Source organism: Bradyrhizobium sp. P5_C12 (assembly GCF_054049735.1).
The window spans coordinates 116,726-129,398 of record NZ_JBFULU010000013.1 but is presented as its reverse complement, the minus strand read 5'-3'; the positions used below and the strand labels follow the sequence as shown (position 1 = coordinate 129,398).

General features: G+C 65.9%; 12 protein-coding genes. 3 read left to right on the top strand and 9 right to left on the bottom strand.

Translation table 11 applies throughout. The annotated features are described in order from the left end of the window. Positions 1-202: 202 nt before the first annotated feature. Positions 203-448 (top strand): PilZ domain-containing protein, encoded by a 246-nt coding sequence (locus tag ACXJMY_RS14690; protein ID WP_456620060.1) that lies wholly within the window; start codon positions 203-205, stop codon positions 446-448. Between the two features lie 150 nt (positions 449-598). Here ACXJMY_RS14690 and ACXJMY_RS14685 read toward each other — a convergent pair whose 3' ends face one another. The 6 genes from ACXJMY_RS14685 to cobS all read right to left on the bottom strand — a co-directional run bounded on the left by ACXJMY_RS14685 (position 599) and on the right by cobS (position 7,595). Then, entirely contained in the window at positions 599-1,006 is a 408-nt protein-coding gene (locus ACXJMY_RS14685; RefSeq protein WP_456620059.1) for a hypothetical protein, read from the bottom strand. Positions 1,007-1,342: 336 nt separating this feature from the next. Continuing rightward, entirely contained in the window at positions 1,343-2,455 is a 1,113-nt protein-coding gene (locus ACXJMY_RS14680) for an NADH:flavin oxidoreductase/NADH oxidase (RefSeq protein ID WP_456620058.1), read from the bottom strand. Positions 2,456-2,757: 302 nt separating this feature from the next. Next, complete coding sequence (locus tag ACXJMY_RS14675) at positions 2,758-3,453, bottom strand: hypothetical protein (RefSeq protein WP_456620057.1); 696 nt, start codon at positions 3,451-3,453, stop codon at positions 2,758-2,760. A gap of 36 nt (positions 3,454-3,489) precedes the next feature. After that, on the bottom strand, positions 3,490-4,557 hold the full coding sequence (locus tag ACXJMY_RS14670) for an esterase-like activity of phytase family protein (RefSeq protein ID WP_456620056.1): 1,068 nt from the start codon (positions 4,555-4,557) through the stop codon (positions 3,490-3,492). Further along, positions 4,554-6,455, bottom strand: coding sequence for a cobaltochelatase subunit CobT (gene cobT / locus ACXJMY_RS14665; RefSeq protein WP_456620055.1), 1,902 nt, complete (start codon positions 6,453-6,455; stop codon positions 4,554-4,556). Before cobT ends, ACXJMY_RS14670 begins: the two co-directional genes overlap by 4 nt. A 141-nt stretch (positions 6,456-6,596) precedes the next feature. Then, a complete protein-coding gene (cobS, locus tag ACXJMY_RS14660) occupies positions 6,597-7,595 on the bottom strand; it encodes a cobaltochelatase subunit CobS (RefSeq protein WP_456620054.1) in 999 nt (332 codons plus the stop codon). A gap of 297 nt (positions 7,596-7,892) precedes the next feature. On the opposite strand from cobS, the gene ACXJMY_RS14655 reads away from it, so the two are divergent. After that, the gene (locus ACXJMY_RS14655) at positions 7,893-8,552 is read left to right on the top strand and encodes a DedA family protein (RefSeq protein ID WP_456620053.1); all 660 of its coding nucleotides are present in this window, start codon (positions 7,893-7,895) and stop codon (positions 8,550-8,552) included. A 78-nt stretch (positions 8,553-8,630) separates the two neighbouring features. Here the strand turns inward: ACXJMY_RS14655 and ACXJMY_RS14650 are convergent, their stop codons facing one another. From ACXJMY_RS14650 to ACXJMY_RS14640, 3 genes are all read right to left on the bottom strand, one after another. Beyond that, positions 8,631-9,491, bottom strand: a complete 861-nt coding sequence (locus ACXJMY_RS14650; protein ID WP_456620052.1) for a DMT family transporter — start codon at positions 9,489-9,491, stop codon at positions 8,631-8,633. 71 nt (positions 9,492-9,562) lie between these two features. Further along, complete coding sequence (locus ACXJMY_RS14645; protein ID WP_456620051.1) at positions 9,563-10,099, bottom strand: TetR/AcrR family transcriptional regulator; 537 nt, start codon at positions 10,097-10,099, stop codon at positions 9,563-9,565. A 151-nt stretch (positions 10,100-10,250) separates the two neighbouring features. Continuing rightward, positions 10,251-11,486, bottom strand: coding sequence for a citrate/2-methylcitrate synthase (locus ACXJMY_RS14640; RefSeq protein ID WP_456620050.1), 1,236 nt, complete (start codon positions 11,484-11,486; stop codon positions 10,251-10,253). 76 nt (positions 11,487-11,562) lie between these two features. On the opposite strand from ACXJMY_RS14640, the gene ACXJMY_RS14635 reads away from it, so the two are divergent. Further along, positions 11,563-12,657 carry a citrate synthase/methylcitrate synthase gene (locus ACXJMY_RS14635; protein WP_456620049.1) on the top strand — a complete coding sequence of 365 codons (1,095 nt, stop codon included), beginning with the start codon at positions 11,563-11,565 and terminating at the stop codon, positions 12,655-12,657. The last annotated feature ends 16 nt before the right edge of the window (positions 12,658-12,673 follow it).

Genomic DNA, 12,673 nt, shown 5'->3' with positions numbered 1-12,673 from the left:
CGCGCAATCGATAGATCACGCGGTATGGGTCCTGGCTTTCGCCAGGACGACGGTTGAATTTGAGGCGCCAGCGCAGCCCCCCACCGCGCTACCACCACTTTTCATTAAAATTCTCACCCCCGCCTTAGCGAGATCGCATCATACTCCTTCCATCATCGCCTCAGACCCGCCGCGAGCCCTGCGGAATTGGAGGAGAGTGCCAATGCATCCGCGCCGACATGCCCGCGTCAAGCCCGCCGGCCTGGTGTCCCGCCAGGCCAAGATCATCACCGACCCGCGCGCGCCGGTGATCCCCTGCACGCTGATCGACTATTCGCCCGGAGGGGCCTGCGTCGATCTCGGCGGCCAGGTGACGATCCCCGAGCGGTTCGAGCTGCTGCACGTCAACACCAAGAAACGCTGCCGCATCGCCTGGAAGCGCGGCTCGCGCATCGGCGTGGTGTTTTGATCTCCTGTCGTCCCGGCGAAGGCCGGGACCCATAACCACAGGGAGTAGTTTGGCGAAGATTCTGGGTTCGGTACTTGCACCTCATCCCAATCGATAGACCTCGCGGTGGGTCCCGGCCTTCGCCGGGACGACAGCGAGTTTTTAGCCTCCCTACTTCCGCATCCTGGCCTTCGCGCCGGCGATGATCTGCATGGCGACGCCGGCGATCCAGCCGATCAAAGCGAGCCAGGTCCAGGCCAGGTGCGGCTCGAGCCGCAGCACGATGACGGCGATGGAGGCAAAGGCGGTGAACGTGGCGAAGAGCGTGCCGGCGGCGCTGAGGAATTCCGCGGCGTCGAGCTGGCTGTGGGCCTCGTCGAACGGAAGCTGCGGCGTGTCGATGCCGAGATAGAAGCCGACGACGCCGAGCAGCATCATCACCAGCAGAAAGCCCTGCGTGGTGAGCGGCGCAATCGCAGATCCGACATAGGCGCCGACGAACAGCCCGCACGCGGCCCCCGCCATCGCGAGGCCAATGCGCTCCAGCACATGAGCAGCCTTCCGGACACGAAAACGCATGGCGGGCCTCGCAGGCTTGAGTGCGCGCAAGGTTAGGCCAGTTTCGTGGAGGGTGGAAGGCAAGCGGGGTTACGGATGCGTGAGGTGATGGTGACGCCGTGACCCTGGGCCGAACGGAGTACTCCCGATGATCAGGGAACGATCGTGCCGCGCCAAATCCACCGTCGTCGTCCTGGCGAAAGCCAGGACCCATTACCACAGGAAGTAGTTTGACGAAGATTCGTTGTCCGGTACGTCTACCTTCCCCCATCGATAGATCACGCGGTATGGGTCCTGGCTTTCGCCAGGACGACGGCTGAGGTCGAGGCGCCGCTACCGCGCCTCATCCCCACCCCCTCACCGCGCCCCGAACGTCGTCTTGCCGAACAGCTCCTTCTGCGTCGACGGCTGCGAGCGCCAGTATTGCGGCGGCGCCTCGACCACACCGCCGACTTCAGCCGCGGCATGCCAGCCCCAGCGGGGGTCGTAGAGCATGCCGCGGGCGAGCGCGACCATGTCGGCCTTGCCGGATGCAACGATGTCCTCGGCCTGCTTCGCCTCGGTGATCAGGCCGACGGCGATGGTGGGCAATCCGGTCTCGCGCTTGATGCTGTCTGCGAACTGCACCTGGTAGCCGGGGCCGAGCGTGATCTTCTGCAGCGGCGAGACGCCGCCGGAAGAGGCATCGATCCAGTCGACGCCGCGCGCCTTCAGCGCCTTGCAAAATTCGATGGTCTGCGCCAGGTCCCAGCCGCCCTCGACCCAGTCGGTCGACGACACCCGCATGCCGACCGGCTTGTCGTGCGGGAACACGGCGCGCACCGCGTCGAACACCTCTAACGGAAAGCGCATGCGGTTCTCGAGCGAGCCGCCATATTCGTCGGTGCGCTTGTTGGAGATCGGCGACAGGAATTGATGCATGAGATAGCCGTGCGCGCCGTGCAGCTCGATGGCGTCGATGCCGATGCGCATCGCGCGGCGGGTCGAGTCGACGAAGGCGTCGCGGATGCGCTTCAGCCCCGCGGCATCCAGCGCCAGCGGCGCGGCCTCGCCCTCCTTGTGCGGCAGCGCCGACGGCGCCACCGTCTGCCAGCCGCCCTGCGCTTGCGGAATCAGCTGGCCGCCGTCCCAGGGCCGCGCGCTCGAGGCTTTGCGGCCGGCATGCGCGAGCTGCATCGCGACCGCTGTGGTGGAATGCTTGCGCACGGAGGCGATCACCTGCTTCAGCGCCGCCTCGCAGGCGTCGCTGTAGAGCCCGAGGCAACCCGGCGTGATGCGGCCGATCGCCTCGACATGGGTCGCCTCGATGCAGAACATCGATGCGCCCGACAGCGCGAGATTGTTGATGTGGGCGAAGTGCCAATCCGTGGCGACGCCGTCGTCGGCCGAATACTGGCACATCGGCGACACCACGAGACGGTTCTTCAACGTCAGGCCGCGCAGCTTGATCGGGGAAAACAGGGCGCTCATGCGGGGAGTTCCGGGGATGGGAGGGGCAATGCAAGGAGTGTAGTGACGGACGGGCGGATTTCCAGCGGCGCGGCGGGCATGGCGGCCCGCGGGGCCATGCATTGCGCGCGTCATATGATCACAAGACCGCGACACACATTCCGCCCGTCGTCCTGGCGAAAGCCAGGACCCATACCGCGAGGTCTTTCGGTTGCGTGCGGTGCTAATCCCGAACGACCAGTCTTCGCCTAACGTCTCCCTGGGGTCATCGCGACGAGCGCAGGGCGCTCGCGCGGGGGTCCTGGCTTTCGCCAGGACGACGATTACTCCAGCTCCTCGAACTTGCCCGCTTGCGGCTTGCCCATGCGAATGCGGCCATCGGGCAGCAGCTCGCCGTCGGCCTCGGCCGAGAACTGGATGGTGTTGCCGCCGCCGTCCCGCTTCGTCGTTTTGCCGAGCGGCCCGAGCTTGTCCGCAAGCGCGGTGTCGTCGAGCACGAACACACGGTAATCCGTGAGGTGGAAGCGGCGCGGCGACTGCCATGTCAGCGCGGGCACGGATGTCCGCATGTCGCCGTCCTCCTTGAGCTGGACGGTGCGCCCGGTGGCGTCCCGGAACAGGTCCGGCCCATCGATCAGCCGCGCGCGGCCGCCTTCGATCGCGTACAGGTTCAGCGTGACGATATGGCGCTCGCTGCGGAACGACACCGCAACATAGCGCGAATCCGCCGACCAGGCGGCGTGGAAAGCACCCGGCGCGGAGTCGAGGATGTTGTCATCGTTGACATTGTCGAGCGCCATCAGCCGGCGATGGCCGGGCTCGGCCATCAAATAGATGCGGAATTTCTCGGAGCCGGTCTCGCCCTCGCCGTGGGCGGCAATCGAGAGCTTCCGATTCGGCGCACGTCCGTCCTGGATGATGGCGTATTCGCCCTTGGCGTATTTGTGCTCGGCCGTGGCAAAGGCCGGCGACAGGGCGAAGGTGAGCAGAAGGGCGAGGATGGCGCGAGGCTGGGGCATGATGTTGGGTCGGCGAAGGGGGGGCTAACGTTCAACCTACTCCACCAGCGTGAACTGCAACAGCAGGGTGCGCTGGAGCAGGGAGAAATTATCATCCGAGACCATCGTCAGCACGGTCTCGCCGTCGGCCGTGACATGGGCGTCGATGCCCTCCATGTTGTCGACCTCGTGGCCGAGATCGGCCTCGAACAGCGTAGGCCCGTCGACCACCGCGCCGGGCGCGATCGACTTCAGCGGGATCGAGCGAATGCGGATGTTGATGCCGGTGAACCAGGAGAATTTGCGCTCGAGGATGAGCAGCTCGCCGGAGGGGAGCAGCACCGCGTCGCTGATGAACTGCTTGTCGGTGCGGCGGACGCTGAACTGGCCCGGCGAAGGCCCGCCGATCAGGAATCCGATCAGATTGCCGTCGGCATCAAAACCGCCTTCCGACAATGCGATCAAGCTGCCCGCGAGCGGCTGGCCCTTGTCCCTGGGCACGAAGACCAGTGCCTCGAGCCCCTTGTTGTACGGCAATTTGCGCACCGCAGGCGGCGTCGGCAACACCTCGCCGCGGGCGCGCGTCGCTCCCTTGGCAAAATCGAAGCGCATGATCTGGTTGACGCGCTCGAGCCCGACATAGAGGAGCGAGCCGTCGCGCGCGAGCGACTCGGTGTCGTACCAGAGCCGCTTCTCCGTGATCGGCCGCCCCTCGGAATTGAGCATCGGTGCGGCCTCGACATCGTCGAGCCCGACCATGGCGCGGCCGGAATAGCGGATCGCGCCTGTGAACCAGGTGCCCTGGTCGGAGAGCGCGAGGAAACGCTCGCCCTTGCTGTCGAGGAAGCGGAAGCCGGACAGGCCGCCAAAACCGCGATGCGGCGAGGTCAGCACCAGGCCGCTGCGATATTGCAGTGAACCGAAGCGCGTGCGCGACCGGTCGCGCGGCTCGAAGGACGGAATCGGCCGCGCGTTGACTTCGATGCTGGCCGGTTCGGTGACGGCATGCTCGATCTGCGTCTGCCGCGCCGGCGGCTCCGCATGGGCAAACCGAGGGAGTGCGAAAGTGGAAAATCCCGCCGCCGCGTGGCCGATAAAGCTGCGGCGGGATCGAAGCGTGCTCACGAATGCAGTTTGCGGCGCGGGCGGCTTGCCGAATGCGTAGGCGCGGTCGCCGTCTCGCTGAAGAGCTCGGCGAGCTTCTCGGTGATGGCGCCGCCGAGTTCTTCGGCGTCCACGATCGTCACCGCGCGGCGATAATAGCGGGTGACGTCATGGCCGATGCCGATCGCGATCAGCTCCACCGGCGAGCGGGTCTCGATCTCCTCGATGATGTGGCGCAGATGCCGCTCGAGATAGTTGCCGGGATTGACCGACAGCGTGGAATCGTCGACCGGCGCGCCGTCCGAGATCATCATCAGGATCTTGCGCTGCTCGGGCCGGCCGAGCAGGCGCTTGTGCGCCCAATCGAGCGCCTCGCCGTCGATGTTCTCTTTCAGCAGGCCCTCGCGCATCATCAGGCCAAGGTTTTTCCGCGCACGGCGCCAGGGGGCGTCGGCGGACTTGTAGATGATGTGGCGGAGATCGTTGAGACGGCCGGGATTGGCCGGCTTGCCGGCGGCAAGCCACGCCTCGCGGGACTGGCCACCCTTCCAGGCGCGCGTGGTGAAGCCCAAAATCTCGACCTTGACGCCGCACCGCTCCAGCGTGCGCGCCAGAATGTCGGCGCAGGTCGCCGCCACGGTGATCGGGCGTCCGCGCATCGAGCCGGAATTGTCGAGCAGCAGCGTCACCACGGTGTCGCGGAAGGTCGCCTCCTTCTCGTGCATGAAGGACAGCGGATGATAGGGATCGGTCACCACGCGCGACAGCCGCGCGGGATCGAGGATGCCTTCTTCGAGGTCGAACTCCCAGGCGCGGTTCTGCTGCGCCATCAAGCGCCTCTGAAGCCGGTTGGCGAGCCGGGCGACGATGCCTTGCAGATGCGCGAGCTGCTTGTCGAGATAGGCGCGCAGCCGCTCCAGCTCGTCATGGTCGCAGAGGTCTTCGGCCGCGATCACCTCGTCGAATTTCGGCGCGAAGGCGTGGTATTCCGGCCCGCGCGGCTCGTTGGCCCCGCGCGAATTCGGCCGCGTCGCCTCGCCCGGCGTCTCGTCGTCGCCGAGCTCGCCGTCGTCGAAGGTGTCGGAGGTCGAGGCCTGCGCGCTTTCCATCGCGCTCTCGCTCATCTCCTCCGAACTCGCCTGCGCCTGGTCGGCGCTCATCTCCTGGGCGGCATCGGAATCGGGCGAGCCCTCGGCGCCGGACTGATCGTTGTCGCCGTCGCGGTTCTCGTCGTTGTCGTCATTGTCCTCGCTGTCGGCGTTGCGCTCGTCGCCGAGCTCGAGCGCCGAGAGCAGATCATGCACGGCGTCGCCGAACCGGGTCTGGTCCTCGACCAGGCCGTCGAGCCGGTCGAGCCGCCTGCCGATCTTGTCTTCGAGAATGGGACGCCAGAGATCGACCACCTTTTTCGCAGCCGTCGGCGGCGCCATGCCGGTCAGCCGCTCGCGCACCAGCATCGCCAGCGCGTCGGCCAGCGGCGCATCGGCGCGGTCGGTGATCTCGTCAAACTTGCCGCGATGGAAGTGATCGTCGAGCATCGCGGTGAGATTTTTGGCAACGCCGGCCATGCGGCGCGCGCCGATCGCCTCGACGCGGGCCTGCTCGACCGCCTCGAACACGCCGCGCGCCTGCGGATTGCCCGGCATCAGCTTGCGATGCAGTTTCGGATCGTGACAGGCGAGCTTGAGCGCGATGGAGTCGGCGTGGCCGCGGACGATCGCGGCGTCCCGCTTGGTCATCTTGCGCGCGGGCTCCGGCAGCCGCGCCTTGCCGGGCGCAAGGCCCGGACGCTCGGCGGCGAAGCTGACGTCGAGCTCGGGCGTCTTGGCGATCGCCTTCAGGCAGGAGGCCACCGAGCGCTTGAACGGCTCGGTCGGAGCTTCCTTGGTGTTGCGGAATTTGGAGTTGGAGGTGGTCATCTCGCCCTATCCGTCGCCCCGGCGCAGGCCGGGGCCCATAACCACCGGCCGTTGTCGTATCAGGGAAAACTATCAGCGTCGCTTCATCGAGAGACCTCGCGGTGGGTCCCGGCTTTCGCCGGGACGACACACCGAGAGAAATCAGGACAGCGCCACGTTCACCGCCGATTCCGGCAGCTCCGCGTTGAAGCAGCGCTGGTAGAACTCGGCGACCAGGGGACGCTCGAGCTCGTCGCACTTGTTGAGGAAGGTGACGCGGAAGGCGAAGCCGATATCGCCGAAGATGTCGGCGTTTTCCGCCCAGGTGATCACCGTGCGCGGGCTCATCACCGTCGACAAATCGCCATTGGCGAAGGCGTTGCGGGTGAGATCGGCAAGGCGCACCATCTTGTTGACGATGTCGCGGCCCTCCGTGGTGCGATAGTGCTTGGCCTTCGCCAGCACGATCTCCACTTCCTCGTCATGGCTGAGGTAGTTGAGCGTGGTGACGATCGACCAGCGGTCCATCTGGCCCTGGTTGATCTGCTGGGTGCCGTGATAGAGGCCCGACGTGTCGCCGAGGCCGACCGTGTTGGCGGTGGCGAACAACCGGAACGACGGGTGCGGCTTGATCACCTTGTTCTGGTCGAGCAGCGTCAGGCGGCCGGAGACCTCGAGCACGCGCTGGATCACGAACATCACGTCCGGGCGGCCGGCGTCGTATTCGTCGAACACCAGCGCGACGTTGTTCTGGAGCGCCCAGGGCAGGATGCCGTCACGGAATTCGGTGACCTGCTTGCCGTCGCGGACCACGATCGAGTCCTTGCCGACGAGGTCGATACGGCTGATGTGGCTGTCGAGGTTGACGCGCACGCAGGGCCAGTTCAGGCGCGCGGCGACCTGCTCGATATGGGTGGATTTGCCGGTGCCGTGATAGCCGGTCACCATGACGCGGCGATTCCTGGCGAAACCGGCGAGAATGGCGAGCGTGGTGGCGCGGTCGAAGCGGTAGTCGGAATCAACTTCGGGCACATGAGGATCGACGGCGGAATAGGCCGGCACTTCGAGATCGCTGTCGATCCCGAACACCTGGCGGACCGACACCTTCATGTCGGGCAAACCGGAAACTTCCTCAATCTTGGACAGGGCGGCGGTCGTCATCAATCCTCCGAGGTCCCGGGCGATCCCGAGACCAGTTATTTGCACGGTGGCTGCGGCTGGGTGCGTCTGCGAACCTATCAGAGACAACGTGCTGGCAGAAGCCCGCCCCCCAATCAAAGTTCCATTGTCTTTTCATCTAGATAGGTAAGGAACGCGATTTTTGGAAGGCTGCCCTGCGAATCACGCTCGAATTTCGTGCGGGACTGGTAGCCCTGCCCACGCAAGTGGCACTTTTACCGCCCCTGCTTACTTATGTAGGGTCCGAACCCGCGTGGCCCCACCCAACCCAGAGACGATGTGACGTCCTTTCTCGATCCCTTCATCGCGTTCGTTTCGGCCCATGCGTGGCTGGCCTACCTGACCCTGTTCCTGGCAGCGCTGCTCGAAGCCGTTCCGGTGGTGGGATCGGTGGTCCCCGGCTCGACCATCATCCTGGCGCTGAGCGCCCTGATTCCCGGCGGGGAGCTGAAGCTGCAATGGGTGCTGCTGGCCGCGGCTTTCGGTGCGGTCCTCGGCGATGGCTCGGCCTATTGGATCGGGCACCGGCAGCAGCGCGAGATCCTCAGCACCTGGCCGCTGACCAATTACCCGCGCGTGGTCGCGGAGAGCGAAAGCTTCTTCCACCGCTTCGGCACCTGGGCCGTGTTCTTCGCCCGCTTCGTGCCGCCGATCCGCGCCTTCGTGCCCGTGACCGCCGGCGCGCTCGGCATGGCGCCGGCGCGCTTCTATTCCATCAACATCCCGGCGATCCTGGTCTGGGCGCCGGCGCATGTGCTGCCGGGCGTGCTGGCGGTATCGGCCCTGCATGAATATGCCGGGCTGCACCACCATGGGCATATCGGCAAGCACATCTGGATCCTCACCGTGGTCAGTGGCGCCATTATTCTGGGGCTGGTGATCTGGTTCATCCGCCGCCGGAACGGCGGCGGCGTCGCCCCGGCGAAACCGCGGGCCTAGGGCATGAGCCCGGGACCCTGAGCATCCCGGGAAGACCTGCCAAATCCGTATCGGCTCCGTATCGGCCTCAGGCGACGTTCAAATTGGTCGAGCGCCCGGTCTGAACTGTGTCACGGCGACGCCGGAGATCGCGAGCAGCCCACCGACAATCAACTTTGGGGTCATGCGCTCGCCAAGAAACAGCACGCTCGACATCAAGGCAAACACCGGAAGCAGCAGGCCGAAGGGGGCGACGCGGCCCATGGAGCAGCGGGCGATCAGCCAGAACCAAAGGCCGAACCCGACGATTCCCCCGATGAAAATCGTGTAGGCGAGTGCCAGCCAACCATGTTGATCGGCCGTGACAAGGCTCGCCAGCTGTCCATGCTCAAGCAGCAACGACATCAACATGACCTGCGGCACCGTGAGCAGCGACGACCACCCCATCAACATCAGGGGATCGAAAGGGCCGTAGCGTTTCGTCAAGACGTTGGAGACCGCGAATGCGAAAGCTGCCCCGACCACAAGCAGCAGCGGCAGCGCGTTTGCCGACAGGCCAGGCCCCGCTGCCAGCACGACCACGCCGACGAATGCAAGCACAACGCCGGCGGACGTGATGAGGGACGGTCTCTCCGCGAGCAGCGGCCAGGCCAACAGGACGGTGAAAGGCGGCGCGAGTTGATAGGCGACGGCCGACAGACTTCCCGAGCCGAGCCCAAGGCCAACATAGAAGAGCCCGAAGTTCAGTCCGCCAAGGAAAAGCGAAATGGCTGCGACAGGGCCGAACTGTTGACGCGTGGGCCGTTTGACGAACGGAACAAGCAGCAGCGCGATGGCCAGGAAGCGCAGCGCGAGGAAGAAGAGCGGCGGAAACTCCGTAACGCCCACCTTGATGGCCACGAACTGGTAACCCCAGAGCAAGGGAACGGCCACCGCGCAGACAATCTGGATCGCAGACATGGCATCTTCCTTTCAAGACCGATCAGTCTAGATATGGACGCGCCGATAGCGAAGCGCCCGTGGGTTGTCGTTTACCTGATGAAGCGATCGAGGAGGGCGTCAACGGTGGCTTGCCATGTGATCCCTGTCGGTGCCGTTTTGGCGACCACTCGTAGCCCCCAAAGGAAACAGACGAGAATTTGAGCGGCGCTTGTAGGCTCGACACCATCGACCAGCTTGCCCGCCGTCTTCGCGCGGGACAATGCATCCGCCACCCTGGCTTCCATGGTTTTGAAAAAGCTCGCGATGCGACGACCAGCTTCAGCATCCTGGCCGGCCAGTTCCATGGCCGTGGCCACCAGCAGGCATCCGCGCCGGCCATTGGCGCCGCTCATGCGCTCGACATAGCCGGCAAAGAAGGCCCGCAGGCCGTCGACCGGCTCTCTACGGGGGTCAAGTTCGACATCCATGCGTGTCAGGGCATCGGCAATGTAGCGATCAAGCGCACGCAGGAAGAGTGAGTGCTTGTCACCGAAAGCGGCGTAAAGGCTGCCGCGCGAGAGTTTTGTCGCACGAAGAAGGTCCGGCAGCGCCGTGGCGTGATAGCCGCGCGACCAGAACACGCCCATCGCACGTTCGACAGCGGCTTCCGTGTCGAAACTTCGGGGACGGCCGCGGGGCAACCGCACTGGGGTTTGGTGGCGCATTGCTGATATATAGACCAAATGGTCTTTAATTCCAAGCGGGCTTCCAGGTGGACTGCCAAATGGCCGCTTCGGGTCAACCCTGGGGCTTTGATTCCGCAGCCGCCGTTCTCCGGCCCGGCGCAGGCCCGACATAGCGGGCGCGGGGACGGATCAGCTTGCCGAACTGCAATTGCTCGCTGGCATGCGCGATCCAGCCGACGCAGCGCGCCATCGCAAACAGGGCGAGCTCGCTGCCCGCGGGTAGCCGCAACGCGTGCACGAGCACCGCGAGCGCATAGTCGATATTGACGAGTTCGCCGGTGGCTTCAACGATCCGCTCCGGCACTTCCCTGGTGAACTTTCGCGGCGCGCCGGCGCGGGCCAGTGCATTCAGCAGCGACTGCGCGCGGGGATCGCCGCGCTTGTAGACGCCGTGGCCGAAGCCGGCAAAGCGTTCGCCGAGCGCGACGCGCTCGCGCACCATCGGCTCCACGTCGCGATCGACCAGCGTCTTCACGAGCTGCGAGGCGAGCACGCCGGCGCCGCCATGCTTCGGACCTTTCAGCGCGGCAAGACCGGCGATGACGGAATCATAGAGGTTGAGGCCGGTCGACGCCGCGCAACGCGCGGTGAAGGTCGAGGCGTTCAATTCATGGTCGGCGAGCAGCACCAGCGCGCGGCGGATGAGATCCGGCGCATGCTTGTTGTCGGGTGCCCAGGTCTTCGCGATCTGCCGATGCAGCGGCTCTGCCGAGAGCTCGGCATTGAGCATGGTCGCCACCAGCAGCCGGACGATGCGCGCGCCGACCAGCGCGCGGCCTTCGGGCGCGCGGGTGAAGGCGCGGGGATCCGCGCTCGAGGCAAGCGCCAGCACGGCGATGGCGCGGTCGATCGGGGCGGCGCGGCGCGCGGCCTGCGCAATCGCGCGCATCTCGTCGGACAGCTGCGGCTGATTGTCCGGTGCGAACGGATCGACGCCGGAGACGTCCCAGAGCAGCGTCGCCGTATGCTCCAGCGTGTCGTTCTCGGCGAGATCGACGCAATTGACGCCGCGATAGATCGCGCCCTCCTCGGTGATGGTCGAAATCTCCGTGTCCATCACCGGCAGGTCGGCATCGAAGCTGCGCAGGCCGCGCGGCTCCGGCGACGGCACCCGGCGCTCCTTCAGGGCGCGCACGTCCTCGGCGCGGTAGCGGTTTTTTCGCGAGTCCGGAGTCGGCTCGGAGCGGATCAGGCCGCGGCTGACATAGGCGTAGAGCGTGGCCGGCGAGATCGCGAGCTCGGCGGCGGCTTCCCGGGCGGAGAGGTAGAGCTCCTCGGAATTTTTCATATTGATTTATGTAATCAAGATTGATCAATCTGTCGAGAGGCCCGATCTTTCTTCCCGTGAACAGGAGATTTGGGCCATGAACATCCACCTCACCAAAAGCCAGATCGGTCTGGACGGCGTCCCCGCGGCCGAAACCGTGCTCAGCCATGTCGACGGCGAGCGCGGCGAACTGATCATCGCCGGCGAGCATGTCGGCACCCTCGCCGCCAAATCGAGCTTTGAGGGCGTCACCGCCCGGCTCTGGAACGGCGCCACCGGAAGCACGCGCAGCGAAGCCAATGTGCGGGCGAACCTCGGCGCGGCGCGCGAGCGTGCCTTCGCGCGATTGGCAGACCTGCTGCCGGCCACCCGCGGCATGGGCATCGTCGACGGGTTCCGCGCGGCGGTCGCGGGTCTTCGCGCGGAGAACGGGCTGGAGCATGAAGCCACCATCGTCGGGGCGTTTCCGGTGATTGCGGGTGCGCTGGTCCAGCGCGCCAAGGGACTCGATCCGGTCGCGCCCGATCCGAATGCGAGCCATGCCGCCGATACGCTGCGGATGTTGCGCGGCACGTCGCCGGAGCCGCGCGAGGTCGCGGCGCTCGACGCCTATTTCGTCACGGTCTGCGATCACGGCATGAACGCCTCGACCTTCACCACGCGCGTGGTGGCCTCGACGCAAGCCGACCTGTTCGCGGCCGTCACCGCCGGTTACTGCGCTTTGACCGGTCCACTGCATGGCGGGGCGCCGGAGCCGGTGCTGGAGATGCTGGATGCGATCGGCTCGCGCGAGCGAATCCAGCCCTGGGTGGATGCGGCGCTGGCGCGCGGCGAGCGCATGATGGGTTTTGGTCACCGCGTCTATCGCGTGCGCGACCCGCGCGCCGACGTGTTGAAGGCAGCCATCGAGCGGCTGTCCGCAGACGGCGCCGACCTGCCCTTCGCCGGCGAGGTCGAGGCCTATATCCGCGCGGCGCTGCGCAAGAAGAACCCAGACCGGCCGCTGGAGACGAATGTCGAGTTCTTCACCGCGATCCTGCTCGATGCGCTCGCCATCCCGCGCCAGGCCTTTACGCCGATCTTCGCGGTGGCGCGCGCCGCAGGCTGGACCGCGCATGCACGCGAGCAACAGCGGACGGGGCGGCTGATCCGGCCGAGCTCGTCTTATGTCGGGGCGATGCCTAAAGAATGATGCAGTGGCCGGGATG

Excerpts from the sequence above, each read along its gene's own strand:
- ACXJMY_RS14690 (WP_456620060.1), top strand. The coding sequence starts at position 203 with ATGCATCCGCGCCGACATGCCCGCGTCAAGCCCGCCGGCCTGGTGTCC.
- ACXJMY_RS14685 (WP_456620059.1), bottom strand. The coding sequence starts at position 1,006 with ATGCGTTTTCGTGTCCGGAAGGCTGCTCATGTGCTGGAGCGCATTGGC.
- ACXJMY_RS14680 (WP_456620058.1), bottom strand. The coding sequence starts at position 2,455 with ATGAGCGCCCTGTTTTCCCCGATCAAGCTGCGCGGCCTGACGTTGAAG.
- ACXJMY_RS14675 (WP_456620057.1), bottom strand. The coding sequence starts at position 3,453 with ATGCCCCAGCCTCGCGCCATCCTCGCCCTTCTGCTCACCTTCGCCCTG.
- cobT (WP_456620055.1), bottom strand. The coding sequence starts at position 6,455 with ATGACCACCTCCAACTCCAAATTCCGCAACACCAAGGAAGCTCCGACC.
- cobS (WP_456620054.1), bottom strand. The coding sequence starts at position 7,595 with ATGACGACCGCCGCCCTGTCCAAGATTGAGGAAGTTTCCGGTTTGCCC.
- ACXJMY_RS14650 (WP_456620052.1), bottom strand. The coding sequence starts at position 9,491 with ATGTCTGCGATCCAGATTGTCTGCGCGGTGGCCGTTCCCTTGCTCTGG.
- ACXJMY_RS14645 (WP_456620051.1), bottom strand. The coding sequence starts at position 10,099 with ATGGGCGTGTTCTGGTCGCGCGGCTATCACGCCACGGCGCTGCCGGAC.
- ACXJMY_RS14640 (WP_456620050.1), bottom strand. The coding sequence starts at position 11,486 with ATGAAAAATTCCGAGGAGCTCTACCTCTCCGCCCGGGAAGCCGCCGCC.
- ACXJMY_RS14635 (WP_456620049.1), top strand. The coding sequence starts at position 11,563 with ATGAACATCCACCTCACCAAAAGCCAGATCGGTCTGGACGGCGTCCCC.